The 26,507-nt window shown below is 33.4% G+C and carries 27 protein-coding genes and 1 riboswitch; of the genes, 2 read left to right on the top strand and 25 right to left on the bottom strand.

Annotated elements, in window-relative coordinates; genetic code table 11:
* Positions 1-9 precede the first annotated feature (9 nt).
* The 6 genes from cas6 to NAAC61_RS05210 all read right to left on the bottom strand — a co-directional run bounded on the left by cas6 (position 10) and on the right by NAAC61_RS05210 (position 5,703).
* Positions 10-795: a CRISPR-associated endoribonuclease Cas6 gene (gene cas6, locus NAAC61_RS05235; protein ID WP_202695437.1), complete on the bottom strand. Its 786-nt coding sequence runs from the start codon at positions 793-795 to the stop codon at positions 10-12.
* Between the two features lie 87 nt (positions 796-882).
* On the bottom strand, positions 883-1,983 hold the full coding sequence (locus NAAC61_RS05230; RefSeq protein ID WP_202695436.1) for an ABC transporter ATP-binding protein: 1,101 nt from the start codon (positions 1,981-1,983) through the stop codon (positions 883-885).
* Positions 1,984-2,125: 142 nt separating this feature from the next.
* Positions 2,126-2,380, bottom strand: coding sequence for a type II toxin-antitoxin system Phd/YefM family antitoxin (locus NAAC61_RS05225; RefSeq protein ID WP_012209557.1), 255 nt, complete (start codon positions 2,378-2,380; stop codon positions 2,126-2,128).
* 116 nt (positions 2,381-2,496) lie between these two features.
* The gene (locus NAAC61_RS05220; protein WP_237729784.1) at positions 2,497-3,771 is read right to left on the bottom strand and encodes a B12-binding domain-containing radical SAM protein; all 1,275 of its coding nucleotides are present in this window, start codon (positions 3,769-3,771) and stop codon (positions 2,497-2,499) included.
* Between the two features lie 85 nt (positions 3,772-3,856).
* A complete protein-coding gene (locus tag NAAC61_RS05215; protein ID WP_202695435.1) occupies positions 3,857-4,624 on the bottom strand; it encodes a type III pantothenate kinase in 768 nt (255 codons plus the stop codon).
* Between the two features lie 17 nt (positions 4,625-4,641).
* Complete coding sequence (locus NAAC61_RS05210) at positions 4,642-5,703, bottom strand: L-threonylcarbamoyladenylate synthase (RefSeq protein WP_237729783.1); 1,062 nt, start codon at positions 5,701-5,703, stop codon at positions 4,642-4,644.
* Positions 5,704-6,010: 307 nt separating this feature from the next.
* On the opposite strand from NAAC61_RS05210, the gene NAAC61_RS05205 reads away from it, so the two are divergent.
* A complete protein-coding gene (locus NAAC61_RS05205) occupies positions 6,011-7,660 on the top strand; it encodes an IS1634 family transposase (RefSeq protein WP_202695434.1) in 1,650 nt (549 codons plus the stop codon).
* 377 nt (positions 7,661-8,037) lie between these two features.
* Positions 8,038-8,325 (top strand): hypothetical protein, encoded by a 288-nt coding sequence (locus NAAC61_RS05200; RefSeq protein WP_202695433.1) that lies wholly within the window; start codon positions 8,038-8,040, stop codon positions 8,323-8,325.
* Between the two features lie 7 nt (positions 8,326-8,332).
* Here the strand turns inward: NAAC61_RS05200 and purD are convergent, their stop codons facing one another.
* The 19 genes from purD to NAAC61_RS05110 all read right to left on the bottom strand — a co-directional run.
* Positions 8,333-9,619 (bottom strand): phosphoribosylamine--glycine ligase, encoded by a 1,287-nt coding sequence (gene purD / locus NAAC61_RS05195; protein WP_202695432.1) that lies wholly within the window; start codon positions 9,617-9,619, stop codon positions 8,333-8,335.
* A 38-nt stretch (positions 9,620-9,657) separates the two neighbouring features.
* Complete coding sequence (locus tag NAAC61_RS05190) at positions 9,658-11,301, bottom strand: sensor domain-containing diguanylate cyclase (RefSeq protein WP_202695431.1); 1,644 nt, start codon at positions 11,299-11,301, stop codon at positions 9,658-9,660.
* Positions 11,302-11,364: 63 nt separating this feature from the next.
* Positions 11,365-12,891: a bifunctional phosphoribosylaminoimidazolecarboxamide formyltransferase/IMP cyclohydrolase gene (gene purH / locus NAAC61_RS05185; protein WP_337919746.1), complete on the bottom strand. Its 1,527-nt coding sequence runs from the start codon at positions 12,889-12,891 to the stop codon at positions 11,365-11,367.
* A 67-nt stretch (positions 12,892-12,958) separates the two neighbouring features.
* Positions 12,959-13,537, bottom strand: coding sequence for a phosphoribosylglycinamide formyltransferase (purN, locus tag NAAC61_RS05180; protein ID WP_012209565.1), 579 nt, complete (start codon positions 13,535-13,537; stop codon positions 12,959-12,961).
* Between the two features lie 27 nt (positions 13,538-13,564).
* The gene (purM, locus tag NAAC61_RS05175; RefSeq protein ID WP_012209566.1) at positions 13,565-14,533 is read right to left on the bottom strand and encodes a phosphoribosylformylglycinamidine cyclo-ligase; all 969 of its coding nucleotides are present in this window, start codon (positions 14,531-14,533) and stop codon (positions 13,565-13,567) included.
* A gap of 238 nt (positions 14,534-14,771) precedes the next feature.
* Positions 14,772-16,136 carry an amidophosphoribosyltransferase gene (gene purF / locus NAAC61_RS05170; RefSeq protein ID WP_202695430.1) on the bottom strand — a complete coding sequence of 455 codons (1,365 nt, stop codon included), beginning with the start codon at positions 16,134-16,136 and terminating at the stop codon, positions 14,772-14,774.
* A gap of 4 nt (positions 16,137-16,140) precedes the next feature.
* The gene (gene purL / locus NAAC61_RS05165; RefSeq protein WP_237729781.1) at positions 16,141-17,991 is read right to left on the bottom strand and encodes a phosphoribosylformylglycinamidine synthase subunit PurL; all 1,851 of its coding nucleotides are present in this window, start codon (positions 17,989-17,991) and stop codon (positions 16,141-16,143) included.
* 17 nt (positions 17,992-18,008) lie between these two features.
* Positions 18,009-18,323 carry a hypothetical protein gene (locus NAAC61_RS10675; protein ID WP_337919743.1) on the bottom strand — a complete coding sequence of 105 codons (315 nt, stop codon included), beginning with the start codon at positions 18,321-18,323 and terminating at the stop codon, positions 18,009-18,011.
* Positions 18,301-18,975: a phosphoribosylformylglycinamidine synthase subunit PurQ gene (purQ, locus tag NAAC61_RS05160; RefSeq protein ID WP_443146885.1), complete on the bottom strand. Its 675-nt coding sequence runs from the start codon at positions 18,973-18,975 to the stop codon at positions 18,301-18,303. Before purQ ends, NAAC61_RS10675 begins: the two co-directional genes overlap by 23 nt.
* Before the next feature lie 14 nt (positions 18,976-18,989).
* Positions 18,990-19,262: a phosphoribosylformylglycinamidine synthase subunit PurS gene (gene purS / locus NAAC61_RS05155; RefSeq protein WP_012209740.1), complete on the bottom strand. Its 273-nt coding sequence runs from the start codon at positions 19,260-19,262 to the stop codon at positions 18,990-18,992.
* Entirely contained in the window at positions 19,259-19,975 is a 717-nt protein-coding gene (purC, locus tag NAAC61_RS05150; protein WP_202695428.1) for a phosphoribosylaminoimidazolesuccinocarboxamide synthase, read from the bottom strand. The genes purS and purC overlap by 4 nt, the downstream gene beginning before the upstream one ends.
* The gene (locus NAAC61_RS05145) at positions 19,965-20,384 is read right to left on the bottom strand and encodes a 5-(carboxyamino)imidazole ribonucleotide mutase (protein ID WP_121515450.1); all 420 of its coding nucleotides are present in this window, start codon (positions 20,382-20,384) and stop codon (positions 19,965-19,967) included. Before NAAC61_RS05145 ends, purC begins: the two co-directional genes overlap by 11 nt.
* Before the next feature lie 81 nt (positions 20,385-20,465).
* A riboswitch (purine riboswitch) is annotated at positions 20,466-20,567 on the bottom strand.
* A gap of 83 nt (positions 20,568-20,650) precedes the next feature.
* Positions 20,651-21,103: an arsenate reductase ArsC gene (locus NAAC61_RS05140; protein WP_012209737.1), complete on the bottom strand. Its 453-nt coding sequence runs from the start codon at positions 21,101-21,103 to the stop codon at positions 20,651-20,653.
* Positions 21,096-21,548 (bottom strand): flagellar export protein FliJ, encoded by a 453-nt coding sequence (gene fliJ, locus NAAC61_RS05135; RefSeq protein WP_012209736.1) that lies wholly within the window; start codon positions 21,546-21,548, stop codon positions 21,096-21,098. The genes NAAC61_RS05140 and fliJ overlap by 8 nt, the downstream gene beginning before the upstream one ends.
* A gap of 28 nt (positions 21,549-21,576) precedes the next feature.
* A complete protein-coding gene (locus NAAC61_RS05130) occupies positions 21,577-23,214 on the bottom strand; it encodes a sigma-54 interaction domain-containing protein (protein ID WP_202695427.1) in 1,638 nt (545 codons plus the stop codon).
* Positions 23,215-23,243: 29 nt separating this feature from the next.
* Positions 23,244-24,206 carry a radical SAM protein gene (locus NAAC61_RS05125; protein WP_103064825.1) on the bottom strand — a complete coding sequence of 321 codons (963 nt, stop codon included), beginning with the start codon at positions 24,204-24,206 and terminating at the stop codon, positions 23,244-23,246.
* Between the two features lie 50 nt (positions 24,207-24,256).
* Positions 24,257-25,123: a radical SAM protein gene (locus NAAC61_RS05120; RefSeq protein WP_202695482.1), complete on the bottom strand. Its 867-nt coding sequence runs from the start codon at positions 25,121-25,123 to the stop codon at positions 24,257-24,259.
* The gene (rnc, locus tag NAAC61_RS05115) at positions 25,110-25,871 is read right to left on the bottom strand and encodes a ribonuclease III (protein ID WP_012209731.1); all 762 of its coding nucleotides are present in this window, start codon (positions 25,869-25,871) and stop codon (positions 25,110-25,112) included. The genes NAAC61_RS05120 and rnc overlap by 14 nt, the downstream gene beginning before the upstream one ends.
* Positions 25,868-26,507 (bottom strand): transketolase C-terminal domain-containing protein (locus NAAC61_RS05110; RefSeq protein ID WP_273542573.1); only part of this gene is annotated, 640 nt, incomplete at its 5' end. The genes NAAC61_RS05110 and rnc, both read right to left, overlap by 4 nt.

Here is a 26,507-nt window from a genome sequence, read left to right as displayed (position 1 = left end):
ACCTATATTTCAGCCTTCTTCTGCAAGTTCCAGAAAACTTCTTTCTCTTATAGAATTCTTTTCAACAGAAAGGATCATTCCAAAACCTTGTGCATTTTTTGCTCCCAATCCTGAATTAAGCGCTAATTTCAACAATTGAGTTTCACCTTTTAAAATGAAATATCCAGTCCATCCTTTTATGATAATATCTTTGTAAAAAAGTAATTTCTCATTTTTTTCCGTTATACCGTAAGGTTCAATATAAAAATTATTGTTTTTTATTACAATACCTAATGCTGAAGCTTTTCTTTTGAGGTTTTCTTCTATCAATTTTTTAAAATCTGATGAATAGGGAGAAAAATAATGAGTGTAACGATTCCCGTTTGGTAGAATGATAGTTGAATATGCTGTAATAGGCGAGAGAGTTTTAACAAGCATTTCCTCATCAACTTCATTATTAATAACTTCATACTTCATTAAAGTAAAATAATTTTTTTCTATTCTTACGACCTTTTGTTCATTTATGGAATGTAAAACCGCTTTTACTAATTTATCAATTGGCGAGGCAAAATAAATATTGAAAAAGCCTTTAAATACCATTCTTCTATTTACAACTTTAAAGGAGTTGTGGGGATAAATCCTTGAAAAAGTGAAAAGCTTCAACTTCCTATCTTCAGATCTTGTTCCTAAATCGTGGTACTTCGGCACAGTGTCAGACATTAAATAGTAAAACAGTCCTTGCAAAGGTCTATTGTAATGAACAGGAAGATCGATTTTGTCACCTTCTAAAGCTCCAAAAACCAACTTAATAACCAATAGAATCCCCCCATATAATATTAATATTGAATTTTTAGATAAAACCCTTTGTGACAAACGCACAAAGGGTTTATTGACTCAAAGAAATTAAAATATAGCTTGTTCGGTCTCCTTATCGAATGCATGTATCATTTTTAAATCAATTGCGACTTCAAAATTCTGCCCAGATTTTGCTTGTGTTTGAGGACTTACCTTTGCAGTCATAGATTGTCCAGCAATCGTTAAATGGAGTAAAGTCTCACTCCCCAAAGGTTCAACAACGTCAACGAGAGCTTTTAAAATATTAGTTTCTTCAGCACCTTCGAAAAAATTTTTGTCATAAATATCTTCTGGTCTAACACCAAATATAACATCCTTATCTATATAATTTTCAAGTAAAGGGGCTTTATCATCTGGTACTTTTATAGATATTCCTTCTGATTTGAACCAGATGCCGTTATTTCTTGCTACTTTTACATTCAAGAAATTCATTGGAGGTGTCCCAATAAATCCCGCAACAAAAATGTTAGCTGGGTTATTGTATACCTCAAAAGGTCCACCAACCTGTTGAATTAATCCTTCATTCATTATAACAATTTTATCAGCCATAGTCATAGCTTCCACTTGGTCATGTGTAACGTAAGCAATAGTAGCTTCCAACCTTTTTTGTAGTTTCTTAAGTTCAGCTCTCATCTGGACCCTTAGTTTAGCATCTAAGTTTGAAAGAGGTTCATCAAACAAGAAAACTTTAGGATCCCTTACTATGGCTCTACCAACTGCTACCCTCTGTCTTTGTCCCCCTGATAACTGTTTTGGTTTTCTATCTAGCAAATGGTCGATCCCGAGAATTTTTGCGGCGTTTCTAACTCTCCTTTCAATTTCGTCTTTAGGGGTTTTCCTCAATTTCAATCCAAAAGCCATATTATCGTAAACAGTCATATGTGGATAAAGAGCATAATTTTGGAAAACCATCGCAATATCTCTATCCTTTGGTTCCACATCATTTACAACTTTTTGGTCTATTTTTATTGTTCCTTCAGTAATGTCTTCTAATCCCGCAATCATCCTTAAAGTAGTAGTTTTCCCACATCCTGAAGGTCCAAGTAATACAAGGAACTCCTTATCCTCTATTTCAAATTCTACATCCTTTACTGCGTGAAATCCATTTGGATAAACCTTGTTAACCTTTTCTAATACAACTTGAGCCATTAAAGTACACCTCCATCTTTTAATTTATTCTGTCTTTAATAACACTAAAACTTGTGTTAGCGCCCCTTCGCCTCGCAGCCAACCCATAAGGAAAAAAGAGTCTATGCCATACCTGCAGAGTCAACCAAAAAGAATGATGAACTCAGTAATCAAAATCTTTAAAAAAGTCCTTAATCCGATGATATTCCTCTACGTTTTCTATCTCAAAAAGAGAAATATCCCTCACTTCATCGACGAATTCCATGAGCTTAACAAATTTATCATAATCTAATAAAACAACCTTTGGTACACCATTCTTGGTAATAACAATGTCTTTGTTTTCAACTTCATCAACAACTTGAGATAATTTTGCTTTCGCTTCGGCTAAGCTATAAAAAGTAAAGTCTTTTAAATACATATCTCACACCCCTTGACTATAATTATAGTCAATTTATTCTAATTTGTCAACCCAAGGAATTTAAAGATTTTTGGGCATAATCAATTCTAATTCATTCTAATGCCAAATAATCTCATCTAATTGGTATATTTGGCTTTGGTATATCTTTTTACTTCTTCAATATCGGCAATAGAAAGGCCAAAACTCGACCAATAAGGGATAATTGTGTTGTTTAGAAGCAAAGGATCTATATTTGAAGATATAGCATTTTTTTTAACAAGTTCTTCGTATTCAACCGTGCCAGGAATTGGAGTAAATTCGTTTAAATTCACCTTTATTCCGAGCGAATGGCAGAAATCAACAGCTTGTATTACATCATTCTTATTCTGAGATGGTAGATTTACCAAGACGTAAGCATAAACATCGTTCATATCAAAACCAGCGTTTTTCAGACATGTAACCGCTTTTACAAGATCGTTATTAGTTACCTTAAACCCTGTCCCTTTTTGAATATTAAAATCATAGCTTTCGTATCCCAGCTTTATCGTCTTAAAATTTGCTTTTTTCAATAACAAAGCTATTTCATCATCAACACGCCGAGCATGTATACCATTGGGCAAATGATATCGAACGTCAAATTTAGAAAGGTACTTCAGCAATTCTTTAATATCTTTTCTTAATAAAAACGCATCGTCAAAAAAAACGATATCCTTTACATAAGGTCTTTTTTTAAGAATACACTCTATATTATTTATTATTTTGTCTATACTTCTATATTGAAATTTCCACATCTTAGGAGTTACACAATACGTACAGTGAAAGGGACAACCTACTGAAGAAACCAAAACAACGTAAGTAAGATAGGAATCATAAAAATCGTAGGTAAGATCGATTTCTTCAAACCAGTTGAAGTTATCTAATTTTGTGGTATCTTCGTTTAGTGCTTCCAAAACTGTCTTTAAAGGAGACATGCCTGTTCCTGGAGAAATATTGACTCGAAATTTGGAAAAATTATCTTCTGCATGCTTTGTATACAACGTGGAATAAATTCCACCTAAAAAGATAGGAGTTGAATGGAAGATATTTCTCAAAATTTCGATAGTTTTTTCTCCACCGTAGTACCAGTATGTTAAAGTGATTCCCACCAAAATTGCATCAACTTTGTTCTGTTTTTTTATAGCTTCTAATTTACTTTCAAACAATTTTAAAGGTAATCCATACCTTTTAAATTTTCTTGGAATATTCTTTAATATATCCGGCTTTTCAACGCCTTCGTTATAAAACTTACCAGTTCCGTACTTTTTATCTTTTGGAGGATATTTTGAAATTAAATCATCATCATGCCTGTTTAGCAGATCGATAAAAGTTACGCTGTGACCTAAATAAGTTAGTACCTCACTTATGTATAACAACCCTAAGGCTTAAGCCAAAAATCATATGCTGCAAAATCGTAGATCCAAGGATTAACAACCAAGAAGTTCAAATCGTTGCCTCCTATCACAATTTTTTTATTTCTTTTGAATAATATAATATTCCCTTTAGTGTTAAATAAGGGTCGTAATGCTTGAAAAAAGATGTTTTACTCGAAAGGAAACTCATATCTCCACCAGTTGCTACAACGACAAAATCTTTGTTCCTTTCTCTTTTTATTTCGTCTATAAGTCTCTCTATCCCGTATAACGTTGTTTTTATTACCCCTATTTGAATATTGTCGATAGTATTTTTCCCCAAATGGTATTCAGGAATCTTTATCTCTACCTTCGGAAGTTGAGCGGTTCTTGAAAACAATGAGCTTATGGCGGTCTTAAATCCAGGAATTATCGCACCACCAACAAAATTCCCTCCTTCTAAGACATCTACGGTTATAGCGGTTCCAAAATCTAGAGCAATTACGTTGTCACCATATTCTTGTTTACATGCAATAACGTTACATATTCTATCCGCTCCAACTTCTTTGGGATAATCTACTAAATATGCTATATTATTAATTTTGTTCTTCGTACCAACAAAAATAATTTCAACATTAAAATATTTTTTTAGCATCTGTTCTAAAATAAAGTTTACATTGGGAACCACAGAAGAAATGCCTGCCAAGGTTATCTTGTTTAAATCAACATTTACTCGATTTAATAAATTTGAAATAATAACAAATAAACCATCCTCCGACTCAAAGCTACTTGGTCCAATTCTCCAAGTCAAAAACTTACCATCTTCGTGTATCCCAACCATCGTATAAGAGTTACCCACATCAAATAAAAGTTCCAATTTTACCCCTTCCCTTCTTATAATATTTGGTAGGCTGCCTTCCTTAGACGATTCATAACTGCTATACCTATACCTTTATCTTCTATACCTTCGATAATCATGGCATCAACTTTTTCATCGTATTTTCTTAACATTTCAAAAAGTTTAACCGCAAATTCATAGTAATTTGATTCACTACCTATAGTGTCAAAATTAATATTATGATCTTTATAATATCCAACATGTTCTTTCAGGCAGAGAACTAAAGGATTGTTATAACTTTTCACTTCCTCTAAAACCTTTTTTACCATAGTATTTGCATCATCATGTTCAACCAAAATAACAGGGGTGTTAGGAGCGTAATGCCTGTATTTCATACCCGGAGATTTTATATAGTCCGGTTCTATTTTTCCATATACAAAATCAGGAATAATAATATCTCCAAAAATCTCTTTTAATTTCTCAGGTGGAATGGGACCTGGACGTAATATTATTGGTATCTTTCCTTGAGTTAAATCAATTATCGTCGATTCTACTCCAAACTCTACTTTACCTCCAATAATTATATAGTCAACTTTCCCAAGCATATCCTTTAAAACATGTTCCGACATTGTTGGACTAGGCTTACCTGAAATATTAGCACTTGGTGCAGCAATTGGTACTTCAGCGTACTCTATCAATTTTAAAGCCACAGGATGGGCTGGCATTCTAATAGCCAAGGTGTCTTTTCCAGCTGTCACAATATCTGGAACAACCTCCCGTTTCTTCAATACAAAAGTAATCGGACCTGGTAATAACCTTTCTATTTTTTCTAAAAGAGCATAAGAGATATAAGTATACTCTAAAAAAGATCTAACGTTTGATACATGGAGTATCAAAGGATTGTCGTAAGGTCTACCTTTAGCTTCAAAAATCTTTCTCACTGCATTTTCTGAAAGACCATTTGCCCCCAAACCGTAAACCGTTTCAGTAGGAAAAACGACTGTTTTATCTTCTTTGATTGCTTGAGCTGCTTCTTTAATTTTTTCCTCTTCGATATTTAATGGATCCACTTCGATAACTTTGGTTTCCATAATAAATTCTCCTTTTCCGTTTGGCAAATAAAAATACCTCCAACTTATATTATACAAGAAAACATCAAAAAAGTGAAATAATCGATTATAATGACCTCTAATCTCTGTTAAATGTCTCTAAATACAAATATTCCTGAGTTTGACAGTTGAGAGATGAATTTTCAGTAAACAAAACGGAAGAAAGCGGGTTTGAGGAGATAAAACACCTATTTTTTTGAAAAAAATTTTTTGATGTAGTGACACTTTTTTCTCTTTTAATTATATTATTTTCTTGACTTCATAATAGTTATGTGGTATAATATTAAAGACATTATGAAGTCGGGAGATGATTTGGATGTATGTTAGAACCGTAAAAAACAATCAAGGGAAAGAATACTTAAGAATAGTAGAAAGTTATCGTGAAAACGGTAAGAATAAACAAAAGATTATCGCTAATTTGGGTAGAATCGATACTATCAGTAGAAAAGAAGTGGAAAATATTGTCGATAAACTCGTACAGATATATGATATAAAAGGTTATGTGAATTTGAATAGTGTTGAGGAAGCACCTGATAAGAAGAATTATGGGATAAAGGTAATAGTTGATAGATTGTTTGAAAGGTATGAGATGGATAAGTTCTTTGAAAAGATGGATAAAAAGGCGAGGTTCGATGTGGAAGATTTGTTGAAAATAATGGTTATGAACAGAATAATAGAACCAAAAAGTAAGTTGGGAATATTCAACGAGTTAGATTATTACGGATTCAAAAGAATAGATGAGGCAGAAACAGACGAAGAAGGGATAGCCTTACAATGGATGTACAGGACGCTAGATGTGTTAGCGCAGAAGAAGGAAGAGTTAGAGAAACATCTGTACAGTCAAAGGATAAGTTTATTTAATTCTGTAGTAGACTTAGTGTTTTACGACGTAACGACGTTAGCCTTTGAGACACAACAAACGAACGAGTTACTACAGATGGGGTATTCGAAAGATAAGAAGTTCAACGAATCACAGGTAGTTTTAGGGATGTCGATAGATAGGGATAGGATGCCGGTTAGTTTTGATATATACCCAGGTAACACGTTCGAAGGACATACGTTCAAAGATACGATAGAGGTGATGAAAAAGAGATATCAGTTGGGAAAGGTAATAGTGGTTTGTGATAGAGGGATGATGAGTAGAACCAATATGGAAATAGTAGAGAATTCTGATTACGAATTCATAGTGGGTAAATCGATAAAACAGTTAAAAAAGGTGGATATATTCGATGGAGGATTCACTGAAATAGCAAAAGGGATTGAATACAGAGAAATAGAATACGAAGGTAAAAGATTACTCATAATACATTCAGAGGAAAGGGCAGAAAAAGATAGAAAAGACAGGATTAGATTGATTGAAAAAGCGAAAAAAATGTTGAAAGATGGGAACATAGAAACAAAAAGCAAAAGAGGTGCAAAAAAGTACTTAAAGACAAAGAACGAAGTAGATTATACACTTGATATACAAAAGATAGAAAAAGACGAAAAATATGACGGATACTATGGAATAATAACCAACACACAGTTGAATCCAAAACAGATATTAGAGCAATACCATACCTTGTGGAAAGTGGAAGAAAGCTTCAGAACACTAAAGAATTATCTTGAGACAAGACCAATATTTCATTGGACACAGAAAAGGATAAAGGGACACATAGTGATGAGTTTCGTATCTTACATAATGCAAAGAACGCTTGAATTAGAACTAGAAAGAAATAATATAGAATACTCACACGAAAAGATAAGAGAAGCGATTAAAAACATGGAATACATAGATATTAAACTCAACGAGCAACATTTTGCCATTAGGACTAACATGAATCTTTTGGCTCAGAAGATATTGAAGGTACTTAATATACCAATTCCAAAAGTGGTAACCCCATATGAGGAATTCATAGAGAAACTAAAACTACAGAACGAAAATAAGGAAATTAAAGGGTTAGAAAAGAGCAAAGTGAAAGCATAAGACTAAAACACCGATAAACAAAGGAAAAGAAAGGCATGTAGTGACACTTTTGGAAAACAGAGAAAGCAAAAAACGCTTTTTTGCAATTATTCATGCCTGTTTTAGAATTCTTACGTTTTTGTAACTGTCAAACTCAGGAGAAAAGTCTCCAACTTATATTATACAAGAAAACATCGAAAAAGTGAAATAATCGATTATAATGAGCTCTAATCTCTGTTAAATGTCTCTAAATACAAATATTTACCATTTTACTAAGTAATTAGAAAAAATGTGATATAATTCAACAAAAGTGGGATAAAAAGGGGGATTTTAAATGGCCTCTAGAAAGACCATGTTGGAAGAAATAATAAATGAAATAAACAAAAAAGAAAAAAGCGTTGGATGACTCGCTAAAAACCGATGATTTTGGGACTTTCTCAAAATTGTTAGAAGAAAGATTTGAATTACTTAAACAATTAGAACCATTTAAAACTGAAACCTCCGTGAAAAATATCATAGAAAACATCTTAAAAAAAGACTCTGAACGTTCAAAAAGCATAGAAGAAAAGATGAAAAAAATCAAAGGCGACCAATTTAACGTACAGGTGAGTAAAAAAGCTATGAAAAAGGGATATCTAAAGGTCGAAGAATCCTTAAGCCGTCATAAAATTAACAAAAGCGGCTAAATTCTAACTAGAGATCTTTTCTATAGTACTTTGATTTAAAATGTACTTTTTCAACTTCATCATAAACAATTTTTCGTACCTCTTCTAAGGTATCTGCCTTATTTACTATCGATAGTACCCTACCACCATCGGTAAGTAAATTCTCACCATCTTTTTTAACGCCGGAATAAAAGATCTTCGATGTTATTCCAGGTTTAATTGTGATTCTTTCACCTTTTGAATAGGAAAAAGGGTAACCGAAGCTACTAAGCACAAGACACAAAGAAAAACCATCATAAAACTCTATTTTGGTAGTGTTGACTCTTTCTTTTTCAATGGCGTTTATTATATCAATAAAATCAGATTTTAATAAATAAAGAATAGATTGGGCTTCAGGGTCTCCTAACCGCACGTTGTATTCCAAAACATAGGGTTCATCCTTGACCCCGTTCGGGGTGTTTTTCCTTGACCCCGTTCGGGGTGTTTCTTCTTCTATTATTAATCCTATATACAAAAATCCCTTATATAATAACCTCTCTTCTTTTAAACCTTTGACAGTTGGATTAACGATTTTTTGAAAGATTAACTCCATCACTTTTTCATCAATGTCAGGATGAGGTGTTATCGCTCCCATACCTCCGGTATTCGGGCCTTGATCATTTTCCAACAGTTTTTTATGATCCTTCGAAACAATAAAAAATGTATAATTTTCACCATCCATCAACAAGAAAACAGAGGCTTCAAAACCTTTTAAGAATTTCTCAATAACAATTTTTTTACCAGATTCACCAAATTTTTCTTCTTTCATAAGTTCATTTATTGCTAGGAAAGAATCTTCGTAAGAATTACATATAAAAACACCTTTCCCTGAAGCTAAACCATCGGCTTTTATCACAAATGGATACGAAGCCTTCTTAGAATATTCAAGAGCATCTTTCAACTCAACAAATGTGTTAAAAGATGCTGTTTGAACGTTATGTCTTTTCATAAAACTCTTTGCGAATATCTTACTACTTTCTAATAGAGCAGCTTTTTGGTTGGGACCGATTATTTTTAAATTTGATTCCTCAAACTTATCAACTATTCCCCTTGCTAAATACTCTTCTGAGCCAACTATGGTTATATCTATATTATTATTCTTAACAAAATTTATAATTTCTTCGATGGATTCTATTTTTAAACATTCGCACTTATTTTCCATAGATATACCGTCGTTTCCAGGGGCTACAAACACCTTTTCTATATCCTCACTTTGTGACAACTTCCAAGCTATCGCATGTTCCCTGCCACCTTTGCCTACTACCAATACTTTCATTATTTTATTTCCCTCCCAACATCAAAAAGAAAGATCTACTACACCATCAAATTACCTTTACCTTGTTTTTTTGATAAATACATTTTTCTGTCTGCAATTTCGATGATCTCTTTATAACTATTAACTACTTCCTCACAAGTACTTAATCCCGCACTAAAACTTATCTTTGGTTCGAAATTTTGTGTTGCATCATAAATCCTTTCTACAATCTTTATACCAATCTCTGTTGAAATACCAGTCAATAAAATTATAAACTCGTCTCCACCATATCTATAAACCCTGTCTTTATTTCTGACAGTATTCAATATTAATTGAGAAAACTTTATAAGTATTTCGTCACCAAACTTATGACCATATTTGTCGTTTATATCCTTGAAATCATCCAGATCTATAAATACTGCACAAATATTTTCTTTATTCTTTTCGAAATTGTCCAAATCATAAAATAATTTGGAATGATTATAAAGTCCCGTTAAACTATCTCTATCAGCTTGATCTTTAATCTCCATGAATTTTTGTGAATGCTCCAACGCCAGTGAAACTAACTGAGCAAAACCCGATAAAATGTTCAACTCTTCTTTAGAAGGTCTTAAATTATTCTCAGGTGAATCAAGAGATATATACCCTATAATGTTGTTTCTTTCATCTCTCAAAGCCAATAATAATAGATCATTAGGATCCCACAAATTTTGATTATCTTCTAAGTAATCTATACTCACTTCCTCTCTAGGTTGAAAGGTATAAGTTCCGTTTATTTTATCTGCGTTTGGAATAAAGTAGGTATCTTTATAATTATACTTTTCAACCATGAATTTAAGAACTTCAGATATAGGAACCTCTTGAGTTTTAATTTTTTCATACATTTCTTTTTTTAGTCCCCGCTGTGCTATTCTTTCAACTTTGTTACTCTTATAGTCAAACAAACTAATAAGAACATATGAGTAACCCATATTTTTCTGCATTATTTCAGCTATTTGATCGAGAATTTTATCTGATGATACTTTCAAGGAAAGTTGCCTAATGACATTACTTAAACTAAGAATCACTTCATTTAATTTCCGTATTCTTTGGGTTCTCAAGGCTAGATTTTTTTTATCGTTCCTCGTTTTGATTATAAGATAAAAAAGCATTAATATCAACAAATTCACGGAAATTATTATGTACTTAAAAGGAGAAAACTCAAACTGTAAATACAAATAGGAAAAAGGTAAAAGACTCAAAAAATAAAGGTATTCATACATAAACACTGAAAAATTGAAATCTTTTCTACCTTCAACTACTAAGCTGTTAATAATTTTAGAAATAGTCAAAAATAAAAATATAGAAAAAAGTGGATTAAATCTATAAGAAATCAAAGCGGATAATGAATAGCTTGCGGAGAACACGAGTGTCCTGTATAACTTCCTACTTATTTCTCGATGTTTGGTCTTACTGAAAAGAATGACCAACGATGAAATTAAAATATATTGAGGCCCCAATATAAAAGCATATACAAAACCAACGGTGTTAGAAACTAACCTATTGCTGTAATTCCAATAAATTCTTATATTATCAGAAATGGCGGTTAATGCTATTACCATCAAAGCATCTATAAGAGCAATATTTTCAAAATCCGCTCTTAAAAAATAAAAAGATAACATTGTAATTCCTAGTAAAATAAGAGATTTTATTTTTACATTCATTTTAATCACCCATTAATAGTATACCAAAAAATGGGTGTTTTGTATACTAAAAATTTAAACAAATTATATATGTTTGAAGTGCCTCATTCCCGAAAATACCATAGCTATTCCATATTTGTTACACGCCTGAATAGACTCATCATCTCTGATTGATCCTCCAGGTTGGATTATCGCTTTTATTCCATATTCTGCAGCCTTTTCTACCACATCGCTAAAAGGGAAAAAGGCATCTGAAGCTAAAACGTCCCCTCCTTTATCCTTACTTCTTTCTAGAGCTTGCGTAGCAGCCCAAATCCTGTTGGGTTGGCCAGACCCTATGCCTGTGGTAGCCTTGTTTTTTGAAACCACTATTGCATTTGATTTTACGTGTTTTACCGCCTTCCATGCAAACAAAAGTTCTTCTTTGATTTCTTCTGATACTTTAGTTTCTGTTACAACCTCAAATTCGTTTATAACCCGTTTATCAACTTCTTGAACGAGAATCCCTCCATCAACTGATACATATTCATACGTATCAATAGGCTTAGAATTCATCTTCAAAATTCTTAAATTCTTTTTCTCTTTTAAAATATCTAAAGCCTCTTCATCGTACTCTGGAGCCATTATTATCTCAAGAAATATTTTCTTTAGCTCAAGTGCTGTTTCAACATCAATTTTCCTGTTAAAAGCAACTATTCCACCAAATATTGAAACAGGGTCGCATGAATAAGCCTTCTGGTATGCTTCTATAACACTATCTCCCAAAGCAATACCGCAAGGAGAACTGTGTTTTAAACAACAACATGCTGTATCTTCAAATTCATTCACCGCTTTCCATGCAGAATCTGCATCTCTCAAATTGTTAAAGGATAACTCTTTCCCGTTTAATTGTTCAAATGAAGTCATAGCCCCAGAAGTTAAAGTATTTTTATAAAAAATGGCACTTTGATGAGGATTTTCACCATACCTCATTTCATAACTTTTTTCAAATGGAACCGTTAAAAATTCTTGAAAATCATCCTTATTTGTTAATTGAGCATTTAGATAATTACTTATACAACTATCATAAAAGGCGGTCAAATTAAAAGCTTTTGAAGCTAAGTACAATCTATAATTCTCATCTAACTCTTCTGGTGTCTTTAATTTAGCGGATATTTGTTCCAAATCAGATTCATCTACTACTACAATTACATCTTTGTAATTTTTCGCCGCAGATCTTATCATTGTTGGTCCGCCTATATCTATAAATTCAATCAACTCATTCATGTCAACATCGCGTTTGTTAGCTACTTCTACAAATGGATAAAGATTAACATAAATGAGATCTATTGGCTCTATTTTTAAATTTTCTAGAGTTTCCATATCTTGCTTATTCTCTCTTCTTGCAAGAATACCTCCATGTATAAAAGGATTCAAAGTTTTAACTCTTCCATTTAATATCTCAGGAAAATTGGTGATTTCTTCAACGGGGGTAACTTCGATGCTGTTCTCTTGAAGTTTCTTAGCGGTTCCACCCGTTGAAATAATTTCAATTCCAAGTTCTTGAAGAGTTTGCGCGAAATCGACTACTTTTTCTTTTTTGTAAGTACTTAACAATGCTCTTTTTATCACTCTAATACCTCCCATGTTATTTTTATAAATTATCCTTTATAAACTTTATTCATCGCCCCTTCAATCTTTAGCTATCTTCATCGGAATTGCTCAAGAGATTCTCAATTACTTGAGGATAATATTGATGTTCTAACTTATGAATTTCTTCCTCTAACTTTGCAAGGTCCCAATTTTTGTCTACTTTTAACTTTTTTTGTAATATGATTCTCCCACCATCAACTTCCTCTTCAACGTAATGAATCGTTATTCCTGTGTATTCTTCTTTATTATTATATGCCCTTTCTATTGAACGTACACCAGGGTACTTAGGTAAGAGAGAAGGATGAATATTTATTATTTTATTGTCATAATATCTAACTATGTAGCTTGGTAAGATTCTCATGTATCCTGCTAGTACCATTAGATCAAAATCTAGAGCTTTCAAACGATCAAAAAGATAATCATTGAACTCTTTTTTTGATTTGAAAGTGCTATAATCTATTATTTCATAATCTATTCCCAATATTTTTGCTCTTTCTGCTACCTGAGCTTCCTTGTTATCCGTTATCAATTTAATTATACTAATTTTTTCAGATTTCGAAAAATATTTACATATAGCTTCAAAATTTGTCCCGTTACCTGAGGCTAAAATTACTATCTTTTTCACAGTATATCGCTCCTAAAAACGTTTTTACTAAATGATCCTAACTTTTTGGTTTGAATCGTTTGCCATCTTCACTTCTCCAATAATGAAAAAATCTTCCTTCAAAACAGATTCCAATATTTTTGTAACTTCAGAAAGATTGTCTTCAGAAACAACATAAATCATACCGATACCCATGTTGAAGGTTTTGAACATTTCTTCATCAGAGACACCTGACTGTTTAATACTTTCAAAGACAGAAGGAATCTCCCAATTAACCTTTATATCTGCACAACAACCATCAGGGATTATTCTGGGCAAGTTATCGATTATTCCCCCGCCCGTTATGTGAGCAGCACCTTTTATATAATTAATCAACGTTAAAGTTTGTTTAACATATATTCTTGTAGGGTTTAAAAGTTCTTCTGTGAAGGTAATTTTTCTTTCATCCAGTAATTTTCTAACCAAAGAATAGCCATTTGAATGTATCCCAGAAGAAGAAAGACCGATAAGCTTATCACCTGGCTCTACCTTTGAATAGTCAAATATATTATCTTTTTCAACTATTCCAACGGCGAAACCAGCGATATCTTCACTCTTGTTTTTAAAAACACCAGGTAGTTCGGCTGTTTCTCCACCTAAAAGAACACACTCATATTCATCTAAAATATTTTTTAAATGCCGAATGAAAGTGACAAAATTATTCTTATTTAAGTGTGATGTAGAGAAATAATCTAAAAAAAATAAAGGCTTTGCACCCATGCAAACCAAATCGTTTAAATTCATAGCCACCAAATCTTGTGCAGCTATATCCCATCTTCCATACTTTTTTAACAAATGAAGCTTTGTACCTATTCCATCGGAAGTAGCTACTAAAAAAGGATTTTTATAATTAGGTAGCACATCTTTCAAAGGAAATATCCCTGCATATGCACCTATATTGGAGCCAATAAAAGATCTGATTTCTTTAATTGATTCGTTAGCTTTGTCTATATCTACACCTGAGTTTTTATAAAACATGGATTACCTCCCAAATTTTGGTTATAGTGTCTTCTATGATATTTGCTCCCCTTCGCCCCGCATCCCACCCTTTTTATGAAGGGACCTGCGGTCCCTTAAACTGGCTGGGGGAGAGCTCCGCCCTGTGACCCTTTTTAAAAGCAGATTTTTTTATTAATTGTTTGCATGGTTTTCATGTAAGCCTTGTTTAGTCTTTGTTATCGACCCTTTGCCCCGCTACCCAATAATTTAAAAAATTTTAATCTTTTATAAAACAGTGAAAGCAGTAATTTTTTCCCTTTTCACCTAAAGAAGTAAGTAAATTCGGCAAAGTAATAAAATTAAGAGAATCTGCATTAAGAATTTTTCTAATGTCTTCGACCGTTTTAGTTGCGCAGATTAATTCTTCTTTCGTAGGAATATCAACCCCCCAATGACATGTATTAACAACCATTGGAGAGGCTATTCTTATATGAACTTGTTTGGCTCCATTCTCCCTTAGCATCTTCACTATATGTTTCATCGTTGTTCCTCTTACGATGGAATCATCTATTAAAATAACTTTTTTGTTGTCTATAACTTCTTTAATCGGTAAAAGTTTACGTCTGACTCCCAACTTTCTTTCTTGCAAATCTGGATCGATAAAAGTTCTTCCAACATACTTGTTTCTCATTAGCCCCATTTCTAACGGAATACCAGATGCTTTTGAATATCCTAAGGCAGCAGAAAAGCCGCTATCCATTACCGGAACAACTATATCAGCATCCACAGGATTCTCTTTTGCACACAACTCTCCCAACTTTTCACGCATCAAGTGTACATTATCACCAAATATATTTGAATCGGGTCTTGCGAAATAAACGTGTTCAAAAAAGCAAAACTTATTAGGACTATTAGAAGATATTAAATGACTTTTAATCTTTCCATCCTTTATTTCAATTAATTCACCGGGCTTTATTTCTCTAATTTTAGCATTTCTAAGAGGAAAAAATTTGAAAGCACTATCTTCCGAAGCTATATAAATTCCATTTTCAGTTTCACAAATACTTAACGGTCTGTATCCGAAAGGATCTCTAAAAGCAATGACTTTATCTGTAAAAAGAAAAAGTAGTGAGTAAGAAGGAGATATATTTTCAGCAATTAACTTACCTATTTCTTCACTTTTCCAACTTGAAGGAGAGCCTTTTAGCTTCTTAACTAAAAGATGGGGAAAAAGTTCCGTATCTGTAGTTGTCATAAATATGGAGCCTTGCTCTTCGTATTTCTCTTTCATTTCAGGACCATTTTCAATTTGACCGTTGTGAGCTATGGAAAAAAATTCATTTTTATACTTTATAGTAAGCGGTTGAGCATTTGTGAAATTAGAGACCCCTTTCGTTGAATATCTTACGTGCCCGATCCCAAAATAACCGTTAATTTTTTTTGATACACCGCCCCCGAAAACTCTATTGACTACGCCTTTGCCCTTATAAGTTGTAATCTTAGTCCCATCTGATACAGAGATCCCTGCAGATTCTTGGCCTCTATGTTGAAGTGCCAAAAGACCTTCCACAATTCTGCCACTTACGTTGTACTTTTCGGCCTTTGAATATGCGGCAAACAAACCACAATTCTCCATCAACATTCTATTATTCCTCCACACTTTTCGAGATACTATCGAAATAGATACTTTTCAATTCTTTTAAATCAAAATATGCACTCCCGATATCGATACCGTCATCACTGGATTTTATTTCTCCCAATTTCTTAAAGTTGATATTAGATGATTTTGCCATATCCTCAAATGTACGGGAATCTTTACTCCTAACAGACACGATGAACCTGCCCTGATTCTCTCCAAAAAGTCCTTCTATGGAAGCATCTAAAATACCTTTAAAACCCCGATTACTCAATATACAGGACACCGCCAAAGCAGTGAGCAAACCGCCTTTTGAAACATCATGCACACTTTTTGAAATACCTTTTTCTATTAGATCTAATATAAAGTTTTGCAAATATCTTTCATACATTGGATTTACAAAGTCTATCTCTCCACCTACAAACCCTTCAAGAACTTTTAAATAAAAACTACCACCTATCTTATCAACATTGATATCTGTTTTTCCAATTAAATATACTACATCACCACAATCTTTGAACTTTAGGTTAACTATTTTTTTTATATCTTTAATTTCCCCAATCATACCAATAACTGGGGTAGGGAAAATCGATGTTTCATGATACGAATTGTAAAAACTGACGTTACCACTAACCACTGGGGTAGAAAGTTCTTTTGAAGCTTCAATCAAGCCTTCAATACTTTTTTCAAATTGCCATGATACTTCGGGATCATCAGGATCACCAAAATTAAGGTTGTCTGTGATAGCTAAAGGCTTTGCACCAACAGAGATTAGATTTCTCGCAGCTTCGTATACAACGTTCTTTGTACCCTCAAATGGATCTAAATAGGTGTAAAGTTCGTTGCTGTCAATCGTAACAGCAATAGCCTTTTGAGTTTTTTTTAACCAAAGTACAGCACTATCGGCTTGTTCTGGTATAAATATTGTATTCGTTTCAACTTTATAATCGTACTGTTGATATATCCATTTTTTACTAGATATGTTGTGGTTTGACAGTAATATCTTTAATATTTTATCTATATCCTTTATCTTTGTCTTTGGGTATTTTTTTGCTTTGTTCAATATATAAGTAGAAGGAATGGTGTTGTTCCTATAATATTCAGGGGCGTTAACTAAGATATCTATTGGAAGATCAGCAAGAACCTTGCCTTCGCTATTTTCTTTCACAACGTAATGAGGGGTAGAAATTGTTTTTCCTATAACTGCAAAATCGATCAAGTACTTATTACATACGGCTTCTACTTCTTTTTCTTTACCAGGATTAACCAAAAAAAGCATCCTCTCTTGAGACTCAGAAAGCATTATTTCCCAAGGTTCTATATCCTCCTGCCTTTTCGGTATATTATCTAAATAAAGTTCACAACCAACTCCACCCTTATAAGCCATTTCAGAAGTAGAGCTAAGAACACCAGCAGCACCCATATCTTGACAAGCTCTTACCCCTTTTATTTTCAATATCTCAAGTGTCGCTTCGATTAGATTCTTTTCGGTAAAGGGATCTCCAACTTGAACAGAGGGCCTGTCATCTTTTCCACTCAATTTTTTTGATGCAAAAGAGGCTCCATGTATTCCATCACGTCCAGTTTTAGATCCTACATATACAAGAAGTCTATTAGGACCATCAGCATGGGAAGATGCCAAATGATTTTTGTTAGCAATACCGATACACATCACGTTTACCAAAGGGTTTGTTGAATATATTTCATTGAATGAAGTCTCTCCACCAACCGTAGGAACACCGATGGAATTACCGTAATCGCTTATACCTGAAACAACACCTTCGAAAATGTTCTTCACCTTTGGATCGCAAATATTACCAAATTTTAACGAATCTAAAAGTGCTATGGGCCTTGCTCCCATAGCTAATATATCTCTAACTATCCCACCGATACCAGTGGCTGCGCTTGATAAGGTTCTACAGCAGAAGGATGGTTGTGACTTTCAACCTTAAAAACAACAGCTTTTCCCCCAATCTGAACGTATCCTGCATTTTCGCTTTCATAAGATTCATTAATTTTTTTGAGATAATGTTTAGAATGCTTGTAACCACAATGTTCAGACCATTGAGCAGAAAAAAGATAGGTTTCAAATTCGTTGGGTATTCTCCCCAACTTTTCTTCGATGAGATCAAATTCTTCTCTTGAAATACCTAATTCCAATGCTATCTCTTTAATTGTTAATTGATTCTGCACTAGACAAATACCTCCTGATAGATTGAAAAATGTAATTACCATCCTCATTACCTAATACACTATGACAAGCTCTTTCCGGATGAGGCATTAAACCAAAGACATTGTATTCTTCATTTATTATGCCTGCTACATCGTCAAATGAACCGTTGGGATTCTCTTTATACTTTAATACAATATTTTTAGGATCAAGCTTATTATCATTGATATATCGGCCTTCTTTGTGGGCAATAGGTAAAATTAAAATCTTTTTTTGAACATCATTGATAAACGGTGTATCATAATTTACAACTTCAACTTCAACATCTTTACATATGAATCTATGAGAGGTGTTAACGGTTAATGCCCCGGGTAATATCCCTGCTTCTGTTAGTATCTGAAAACCATTACAAACCCCTAAAACCAATCCTCTTTTGTTCAATATATACTTCTCTACAGAGCTCATTACGGGAGAAAATCTTGCCAACGCCCCAACCCTTAAATAATCTCCATAGGAAAACCCTCCTGGAATAAAAACCAAATCAAAATCCAGTAATTGATTGAAATCATGCCATATGTATTTTGTATCAAAACCGTTAATCGTTAAAGCAAAATTTGCATCCCTATCGCAGTTTGAACCTGGAAAAACTATAATTCCAGCCGTTAACGAATTCACATTCTTCACACTCTTCACTTCCTATTCAAATCGACGATTTCAAAATCCTCTAAAACTGGATTGGTTAAAATTTTATAAGCTATTTCTCTGACTTTATCTTTGGCTGCTTCGTAGCTATCTTCTTTTACTTCTAATTCTATACTTTTTCCAAATCTTACACTTTCAACGTTATAATTCAACCTTCTTAAAACCTTGAAAGTAGTAGCTCCCTGTGGGTCTAAAATTCCTTCTCTTAACTTTACTTTTACTTCAAATCGGAAGGTTTTCTGCTCCTCTTTAATCATCATATATCTAACCTCCCAAGTACTACTTCGTAGGCGTTGATAAGATCACCTTTATTTTCCCTATACACATCTTTGTCAAGAGATTCCATAGTATTTGCGTCCCAAAAACGGCACGTATCAGGAGAGATCTCATCGATCAACGTAACTTTGTTATCGTTTTTACTGATTCCGAACTCTAATTTAAAATCCACCAAAATAATTCCTTTAGATTTTAAATAATCACTTAAAATATTGTTGACTTTTTTAGAAATAGAAGTGATTTCATCCAATACGTTTTCTGTGGTAATTTTCAAAAGAAGGATAGCATCTTTGGTAATCATGGGATCCCCTAACTCGTCATTTTTCAAAGAAAATTCAACTAAAGGATAATCAAACATCAATCCCTTTTTCACTCCATATCTCTTACAAAAACTACCGGCAGTGTAATTTCTAATTATAACCTCAAGAGGAATTAAATCTGTCCATTTTGCAACGAAAGAGTTTTCATCGTAATCGTTGATGTAATGGGTATTTATACCTTGATTATTCAGCATTTCAAAAAAGAACTTAGAAATTTCTTTGTTGATTTTTCCTTTGTTAAGGATTTGATCTTTTTTTAATCCGTTGAATGCTGTCACATCATCTTTGAATCTTATCAATAACTTCTGCTCATCGAACTTGTATACTTTTTTGGCTTTCCCTTCGTATAAAAGCTCAAAATTTTTCTTATCTTCCATCTTTTTCACCTTCTATCAACCTTTTTGCAAAGTATGCTGCATTTTTCATACCACTACTTCCAATTCCCATCGTTGCAACAGGAACCCCACTAGGCATCTGTACCATAGAAAGTAATGCATCTATTCCATTTAAAGGACCTACATCTCTGGGGACACCAACAACGGGGAGATTAGTTAATGAAGCGATTACACCAGGTAAGGCAGCAGAAAGGCCGGCAACAGCTATTATGACACAATATTCGTTACTTGGAAGTTCTTCGATAAATTTTGTTAGCTCTTTCAAATTTCTGTGAGCACTAAACACCTTATAGTCGTAACTTATCTTCCATTCTTCAAAGAGGTCAATGGCTGTTTTTACAAAAATCTCATCTGATTGACTTCCAGATATCAAAAGGACTTTCTTACTCAAAGTTATCTCTCCTTTTTTAAAATCTTGAAATAAAAAATCCTACCTCTCATACAGTAGAGAGGTAGGATATTGAAATACAAAATCTCACACCCCTCTTACTGTAGTCAAACAGTTTACGGCTGCTTGGTAGAAACTGCCGAACCTTATTATCGGCATTATACAGAAAGAGGTTTTTTCTTTATTAATTTTTTTATGAATTTATTATAGCAAACAAACTTTAGCTGAAGGTTAATTCTTTGAAAAATAAAGTATATGCAAAAAGGTTTTTACACTCGAAAATTATCTTTTATATTAGAGTATTTATCAGTATTTTCCACGAAATCAATTACCTTTTTTTCTATTTGATCCCTTACCTTTCGAAATACTTCTAATTGTTCTTCTTCAGAACCTTTGGCAGCGGCTGGATCGTCAAAGGGCCAATATAATCTTATACTAACGCCCGGAAAAAAAGGACATTCTTTTTCTGCTTTTGAACAGACGGTTATTAAGAAACCAAATCTATCGTTCAAGTATATATCCAAACTTTTTGAGTATTGCTCGGACATAGATATTCCTTTTTCTTCCATGACTTTTATGGTCAAAGGATGAATTTCACTTGCTTCTAAACCTGCACTGTAAGCCTCAAACTTATCATTTCCGTATTTTTTCAAAAATGCCTGAGCCATCTGACTTCTTGCAGAATTTCTCGAACACAAAAACAAAACTTTGATCTTATTCATAATTCTCCTCCCTTGGTTGATGGTTTAATCTAGCAATTTCATCTAGTTCTTTTATATTCGCCCTCTTTTCCTGAATTTTAAATTCGTCAAATCTTTTATCTTTAAGTTTTTGAAGGATATCTTTTTCGTTCTTGGCCTTTAAATAATTTTGTCGGGCAATTTCTTCTTCTTGCAGTTTTTCATGTAATACTAAATGTAGTTGTGATAATTGCTCATTTAAATGATTTTTATACTCTATCATGTTTGATAATTTAGTAATCGATATGGTATCTTTTACTTCTTTTGTAAATTCATCTGAAAAGGTATCAATCTTATTGCTAATCTGTTTGATTTCGTCTTCAACTAATTGCCTTTGTTTACTTTTTTTACCCAATTCCATTCTTGCATTATCTTCTAAAATTTTTTTTAGGTCTTTCAATCGCTCTAGACGAAATTCAAACTTCAATGTTCATCCCCCTATTCACATAAAAATTTCACTTAATTCCGTATCTATCCAGCTTATAATAAAGGTTCCTAACGGTTAAGCCTAATTTTCGGGCAACTTCTGTTTTATTACCGTGACTTGCTTCAAGGATTTCCAGAATTATCTTTTTTTCGAAATCTTCTGTCATTTCCTTAAGCGTTCCTGTGACTTCTTCAACCTTTTCTATCAAATCGGGAATGTGCGTGGAAGTAACTATGGAATCGCTGTTGTCCATTGCCAACATAGCCCGGTCAATAACGTTTTCCAACTCTCTTATGTTCCCAGGCCACGAATAATTCATCAATTTCTTCAAGGCATCTTCAGTAAATCCATAAACTATTCTTCCATACTTTCTATTTAGATTATGTAATAGTTGCTGAGCAAGTTCAGGAATGTCTTCCTTTCTTTCTCTTAACGGTGGAACTTCTATATTTACTACTGAAATTTTGTATAAAAGCTCTTTAGAAAATTTACCCAAACCAGAAAGAATCTTTAAATCTTCAGTAGTTGCAAAAATGAACCTAACATCAGGAATAAAATCGTAATAATTGGTATCAAAAACATTGTCTTTAAGGAAAGCTAAAAGTTTTCTTTGCATTTCTATATCCATGAGATCAATATTTTCCAAAAAAAGGGTCCCTTCATTCGCTTGTGCCAGATAGCTATTCTCCCCAAAAAGGTATTCTTCTTGTCTTTCTCTTGGGATCAAAGAAAAGTTTAATTTGAGATACGGTCCCTCTTTCCTCGCACTTGCGTTGTGAATAGCTTGTGCTAGTACCTCTTTCCCTACTCCAAATTCGCCTATTAATAAAAGGTTGACGTCTACTGAGGCTACTTTACTTGCTTGGGCAACAACATCTTTCATAATTTCAGATTTAACGACTAAATCATCAAAGGTATGTGTGGCACTTTCTTTTTTCAACATCCTTTTTGTAGCTTCTAATTCGTTTATCAATCTTTGAATTTCGGAAATGTCATGAATAACGGCGACGCTTCCCTTAAACTCATTTTTAACAAAAAGTGGGGTAACGCTTGCTACTACTTCTTTTTTGTTCGTGGCTAATCTTTTTTTTACATTGTATATAGGTTTTTTCTCTTTTGCACATTGAATATGTAAACTTTCACCTTCTGCCAAATCTATAGTTGCAGGTTTACCAATGACCTCTCTTGGTGTTAATCCTGTGATTCTTGTGTAAGCTCTGTTGACCATAGTCACACGACCTTCTTGATCTGCGACAGAAATTGCATCTGAAGTGGAATCAATTATGGAACTCAGTAGAGCTTCCATTTCTCTTAAATTAGTGATCTCTTCAGCTAACTTTTGTAATGTAGTGATATCTCTAAAAACAGCGGCAACAGCAATAGTTTCATTATTATCATTTTTTATAGGGATACGAGAAGTTAAAATTACTTTATCCCCTAAACTCTGTAGTTTGTCGAATTCTGGTTCACCTGTTCTTAAAACAACGTGCAATCTAGTATTAGGAACATTTTCAACTACATTTTGTCCAATTATTTTTTCTTTATCAACACCTAAAACCCTACAGGCGGCATCGTTTATGTAAAAAATTCTTTCCCTTTCATCTATTGCCATTACTCCATCTTGTAACTGATCAAGAACGTACCTCATTAGTTCTATTTCTTTCATGAAATCACCCCTCGGATAGTCACCAATGTTTATTGTGACGTTGAAAAAACTTCATTATCTTCTTTTAAATTGTGAGTCTGAATCCAACCATTTTCAAACCCTAATTCATACAAATAATCGACTACTTCCTGATATTCTGATTTATATAAATATCTTGATAACTTTTCAAAATTTTTAGCCTTATAAACCGGAACATATTGGTCCATTAAGCTGACATGTATCTTTTCCGAGATTTCATACTTTAAGAATTTTAAGGCTTCTTTTGCTTGGTTTATTAAATTCGGTAATACTAGAATACGAATTATTATTCCTCTTTTTAAAATATTAGACTTTTCATCTACCAGAAAAGTTTCTCCAATTTGACGATACATCTCTTTAACAGCTAATTTGGCATTACTCCAGTAATCTTTTACCCCTGAATATCGTTTACCCACAATATTGCTAGTATACCTTATATCAGCCAAATAAATATCAACGACATCTTCCATTAACTTCAAAGTCTCTATACTTTCATAAGATGAAGAGTTCCATACTATAGGCAAGCGAAATCCCCCTTCTACTGCATATATTAAAGCATCAAAAATAAAAGGTAAGTATGGAGTTGCTGTTACCAAATCTAAATTAGCGGCCTTCATTTCATTCTGCAATTTTAAGAAAATTTCTCCCAACTCTTCAGTAGAAATCTTCTTTCCGAAACCCAACTGACTGAAATTGAAATTCTGACAGTACACACATCTCATCGTGCAATTGCTAAAGAAGACACCACCTGCACCATTTTCTCCTTTTAATACAGGCTCTTCTCCCGGATAAAGAACGTATTCGGAAATTTTTATTTCATTCCCTACCCTACAAGATCCCACATTTTTTAGCCTATTTACTTTACACTGACGAGGGCAAAGATCACATTCTTCTAAGCGTTTGATCAAATAATCACGTCTTCTATGAAGTTCACCTGATTCATATAACTTCATGTAAGAAGGTAAAATATCCATTCTACAATATACCTCCACTCATCATGCAGCCTTTTAGAAACTCTAAAACTTTATATAGCGCCTCTAGCCCCGCTCCCCACCCGACCGTTGGAGGAGAACGCACAACATTCGTAACTATAGCTAATCTGGAAATTTTCTCTTACGGCTTTTTCTATAACTTTGCCGATAGGTTGAACAATTTTATTTACAATACCCAAAAGCTCGGTTTGTAGTTCTTCTCTATATTTTCCTTTTGGATGCATACAACCTAAGGTTAACTTTTTATGTGAAAAATCGTTTCTTACCCTTGAAAGAAAAGAAACAACTTCAGCCACTTTTGGAGGTTGATAAGAATAGAATTCAGTTCCAACCGTGGGTATAAAAACTAGAAATATAATTTCATCTATCCGATCTCCAAATTTCTTTAATTTTTCAATTGCTTTTTGTTCATGAGAAAATTCTCCTTTATTCAAACCTATGGTAATATGTGGTTTAACAACGAAATCATTTTTTACAAGTAATTCGAAAGAAGTCCACATCTTATCATAATCAAATTTCCCATAAACCTCTTTTACCGTTTGCTGATCTCCAACCAGATCAAAAGATACGGTATCCGCGATCTTTTTTAAAACATGTATGTCACTTTCATCTACGTACCCTGTATGCACGTTGTATTTCAAATTGTATTTAGTTTTTAGAGTATATAGTGTATCCTCAAAAGTAGTTATTGGGACCTTTCTATCTTCCAATAATCCACCACTAATTAAAAAAGAAGTGAACCCTTTTTTTACTAAATCTTCAATATCTTTTACTCTTGCCATATTATTTAGATAATGGCGGCCACAATGTTTGCAGTTCAGGTAGCAATAATTCCCTGTTAGTGAAACTGAAGATGTGTTCTTTAAAATAACGAATTCAATTTCTTTAATCAACGACATCATTTCCACCAATAGAATCCAAAAACTTCTCACAAGCAATTTTTGCTGCTAATTGTTCCGCAAATTTTTTTGAAAAGCCTTCGCCTATTCCTAGTATCTCATCATCTAATTTTACTGCTACCTTGTATCTTTTCATATGTGAGGGCCCAGAAGCACTCAATAACACATATTCAGGCAATTTTTTTGTTTTTTCTTGAGTTAATTCTTGTAACTTCGTCTTATAATCGAGAAAAATATTCCCTTCAACAGCGTTCTCGATGTACTCCTTCATGTTTTTTATAATATACTTCTTTGCCTTTTCATAACCGCAGCTAAGATAAATACAAGCAAACAAAGCCTCCATAGTATCAGATAAAATTGACTTTTTCGTTCGCCCACCTTGTTTGTCTTCACCTTTACTTAAAAAAATAAAGTCGTCTAACCTTAACTTTAAAGCAACTTCTGCTAAAATAATTTCGCTTCCTATTATAGCCCTCGCCTTTGACATTTCTCCCTCAGAAAGGTGATAATTATTGTAAAGAAACTCGGAGATAACTAACTCTAAAACGGCATCTCCGAGAAATTCTAACCTTTCATTAGAATCAAGTTTTCTTTGAATATTTTCGTTGTCAAAAACGTATGATTTATGACACAACGCTTCGAACAACACGCTCTCTTTCACGCATGGTGGCAATAGGAGCTCCTTTTTTGCTTTTTTTACATTTTGTTCCTCTTGCAAGGTTAATTTTAAATCATCCTCATGCTTCATTTGCTCTCAATTAATCCTTTCATCTTTTTTACCAACGATTCTACATCAAATCCATGAACTCTTAGCAAATCTTTGATCGTTCCAGACGGTGCATATTCTTTTAATCCCATAGGTTCAAAATAAGAAGGTTTCAAAGAATTTCTGATCATAGCTTTTGACAGTTCATTGGATAAACCATTTTCTACGTTGTGATCTTCTAAGGTTAATACTATAGTATTGTCTACGTATTCTTTCACTTGAGTAAGGTCAAATTCTAAAGGAGTGGGTACACCAATAACTGTAATATGTATATCTTCTTCTTTCAACTTATCAGCAGCTTCCACCGCTAAATGAGCGAAGCTTCCATATGTGAATACTGTTAGGTCTCTACCTTTTCTAAAAACATCCAACTTCCCATACTCGAAGTTATAATCGTTATTGTAATAAACGTTACCCTCTTCATCTAACAAGATTGGCAAGTTAGATCTTCCCATAGCGATTACAAAGTTGCCAGGAACTTTTGCAGCGTACCTAATCGCTTTATCAGTTTGATTGGCATCACAAGGTACGATCAATTTAGTATGGTATAAACTTCTGACTATCCCAATATAATTGACTTCATGATGAGTCTTCCCATCTTCTCCAACATCGATACCG

Source organism: Petrotoga sp. 8T1HF07.NaAc.6.1 (assembly GCF_016772115.1).
In the GTDB taxonomy this organism is placed as follows: Bacteria; Thermotogota; Thermotogae; order Petrotogales; family Petrotogaceae; genus Petrotoga; species Petrotoga mobilis.
This window is presented reverse-complemented; position numbering and strand designations above follow the sequence as displayed.

What these genes read in the sequence shown, in the direction of transcription:
- NAAC61_RS05230 (WP_202695436.1), bottom strand. Translation starts at nt 1,983, where the DNA reads ATGGCTCAAGTTGTATTAGAAAAGGTTAACAAGGTTTATCCAAATGGA.
- NAAC61_RS05225 (WP_012209557.1), bottom strand. Translation starts at nt 2,380, where the DNA reads ATGTATTTAAAAGACTTTACTTTTTATAGCTTAGCCGAAGCGAAAGCA.
- NAAC61_RS05205 (WP_202695434.1), top strand. Translation starts at nt 6,011, where the DNA reads ATGTATGTTAGAACCGTAAAAAACAATCAAGGGAAAGAATACTTAAGA.
- purD (WP_202695432.1), bottom strand. Translation starts at nt 9,619, where the DNA reads ATGAAAGTATTGGTAGTAGGCAAAGGTGGCAGGGAACATGCGATAGCT.
- NAAC61_RS05190 (WP_202695431.1), bottom strand. Translation starts at nt 11,301, where the DNA reads ATGAATGTAAAAATAAAATCTCTTATTTTACTAGGAATTACAATGTTA.
- purM (WP_012209566.1), bottom strand. Translation starts at nt 14,533, where the DNA reads ATGTTTTATAAAAACTCAGGTGTAGATATAGACAAAGCTAACGAATCA.
- purF (WP_202695430.1), bottom strand. Translation starts at nt 16,136, where the DNA reads ATGTTGATGGAGAATTGTGGTTTGTTTGCCGCATATTCAAAGGCCGAA.
- purL (WP_237729781.1), bottom strand. Translation starts at nt 17,991, where the DNA reads ATGGGAGCAAGGCCCATAGCACTTTTAGATTCGTTAAAATTTGGTAAT.
- purS (WP_012209740.1), bottom strand. Translation starts at nt 19,262, where the DNA reads ATGATGATTAAAGAGGAGCAGAAAACCTTCCGATTTGAAGTAAAAGTA.
- purC (WP_202695428.1), bottom strand. Translation starts at nt 19,975, where the DNA reads ATGGAAGATAAGAAAAATTTTGAGCTTTTATACGAAGGGAAAGCCAAA.
- NAAC61_RS05140 (WP_012209737.1), bottom strand. Translation starts at nt 21,103, where the DNA reads ATGAATAAGATCAAAGTTTTGTTTTTGTGTTCGAGAAATTCTGCAAGA.
- NAAC61_RS05130 (WP_202695427.1), bottom strand. Translation starts at nt 23,214, where the DNA reads ATGAAAGAAATAGAACTAATGAGGTACGTTCTTGATCAGTTACAAGAT.
- NAAC61_RS05125 (WP_103064825.1), bottom strand. Translation starts at nt 24,206, where the DNA reads ATGGATATTTTACCTTCTTACATGAAGTTATATGAATCAGGTGAACTT.
- NAAC61_RS05120 (WP_202695482.1), bottom strand. Translation starts at nt 25,123, where the DNA reads ATGTCGTTGATTAAAGAAATTGAATTCGTTATTTTAAAGAACACATCT.
- rnc (WP_012209731.1), bottom strand. Translation starts at nt 25,871, where the DNA reads ATGAAGCATGAGGATGATTTAAAATTAACCTTGCAAGAGGAACAAAAT.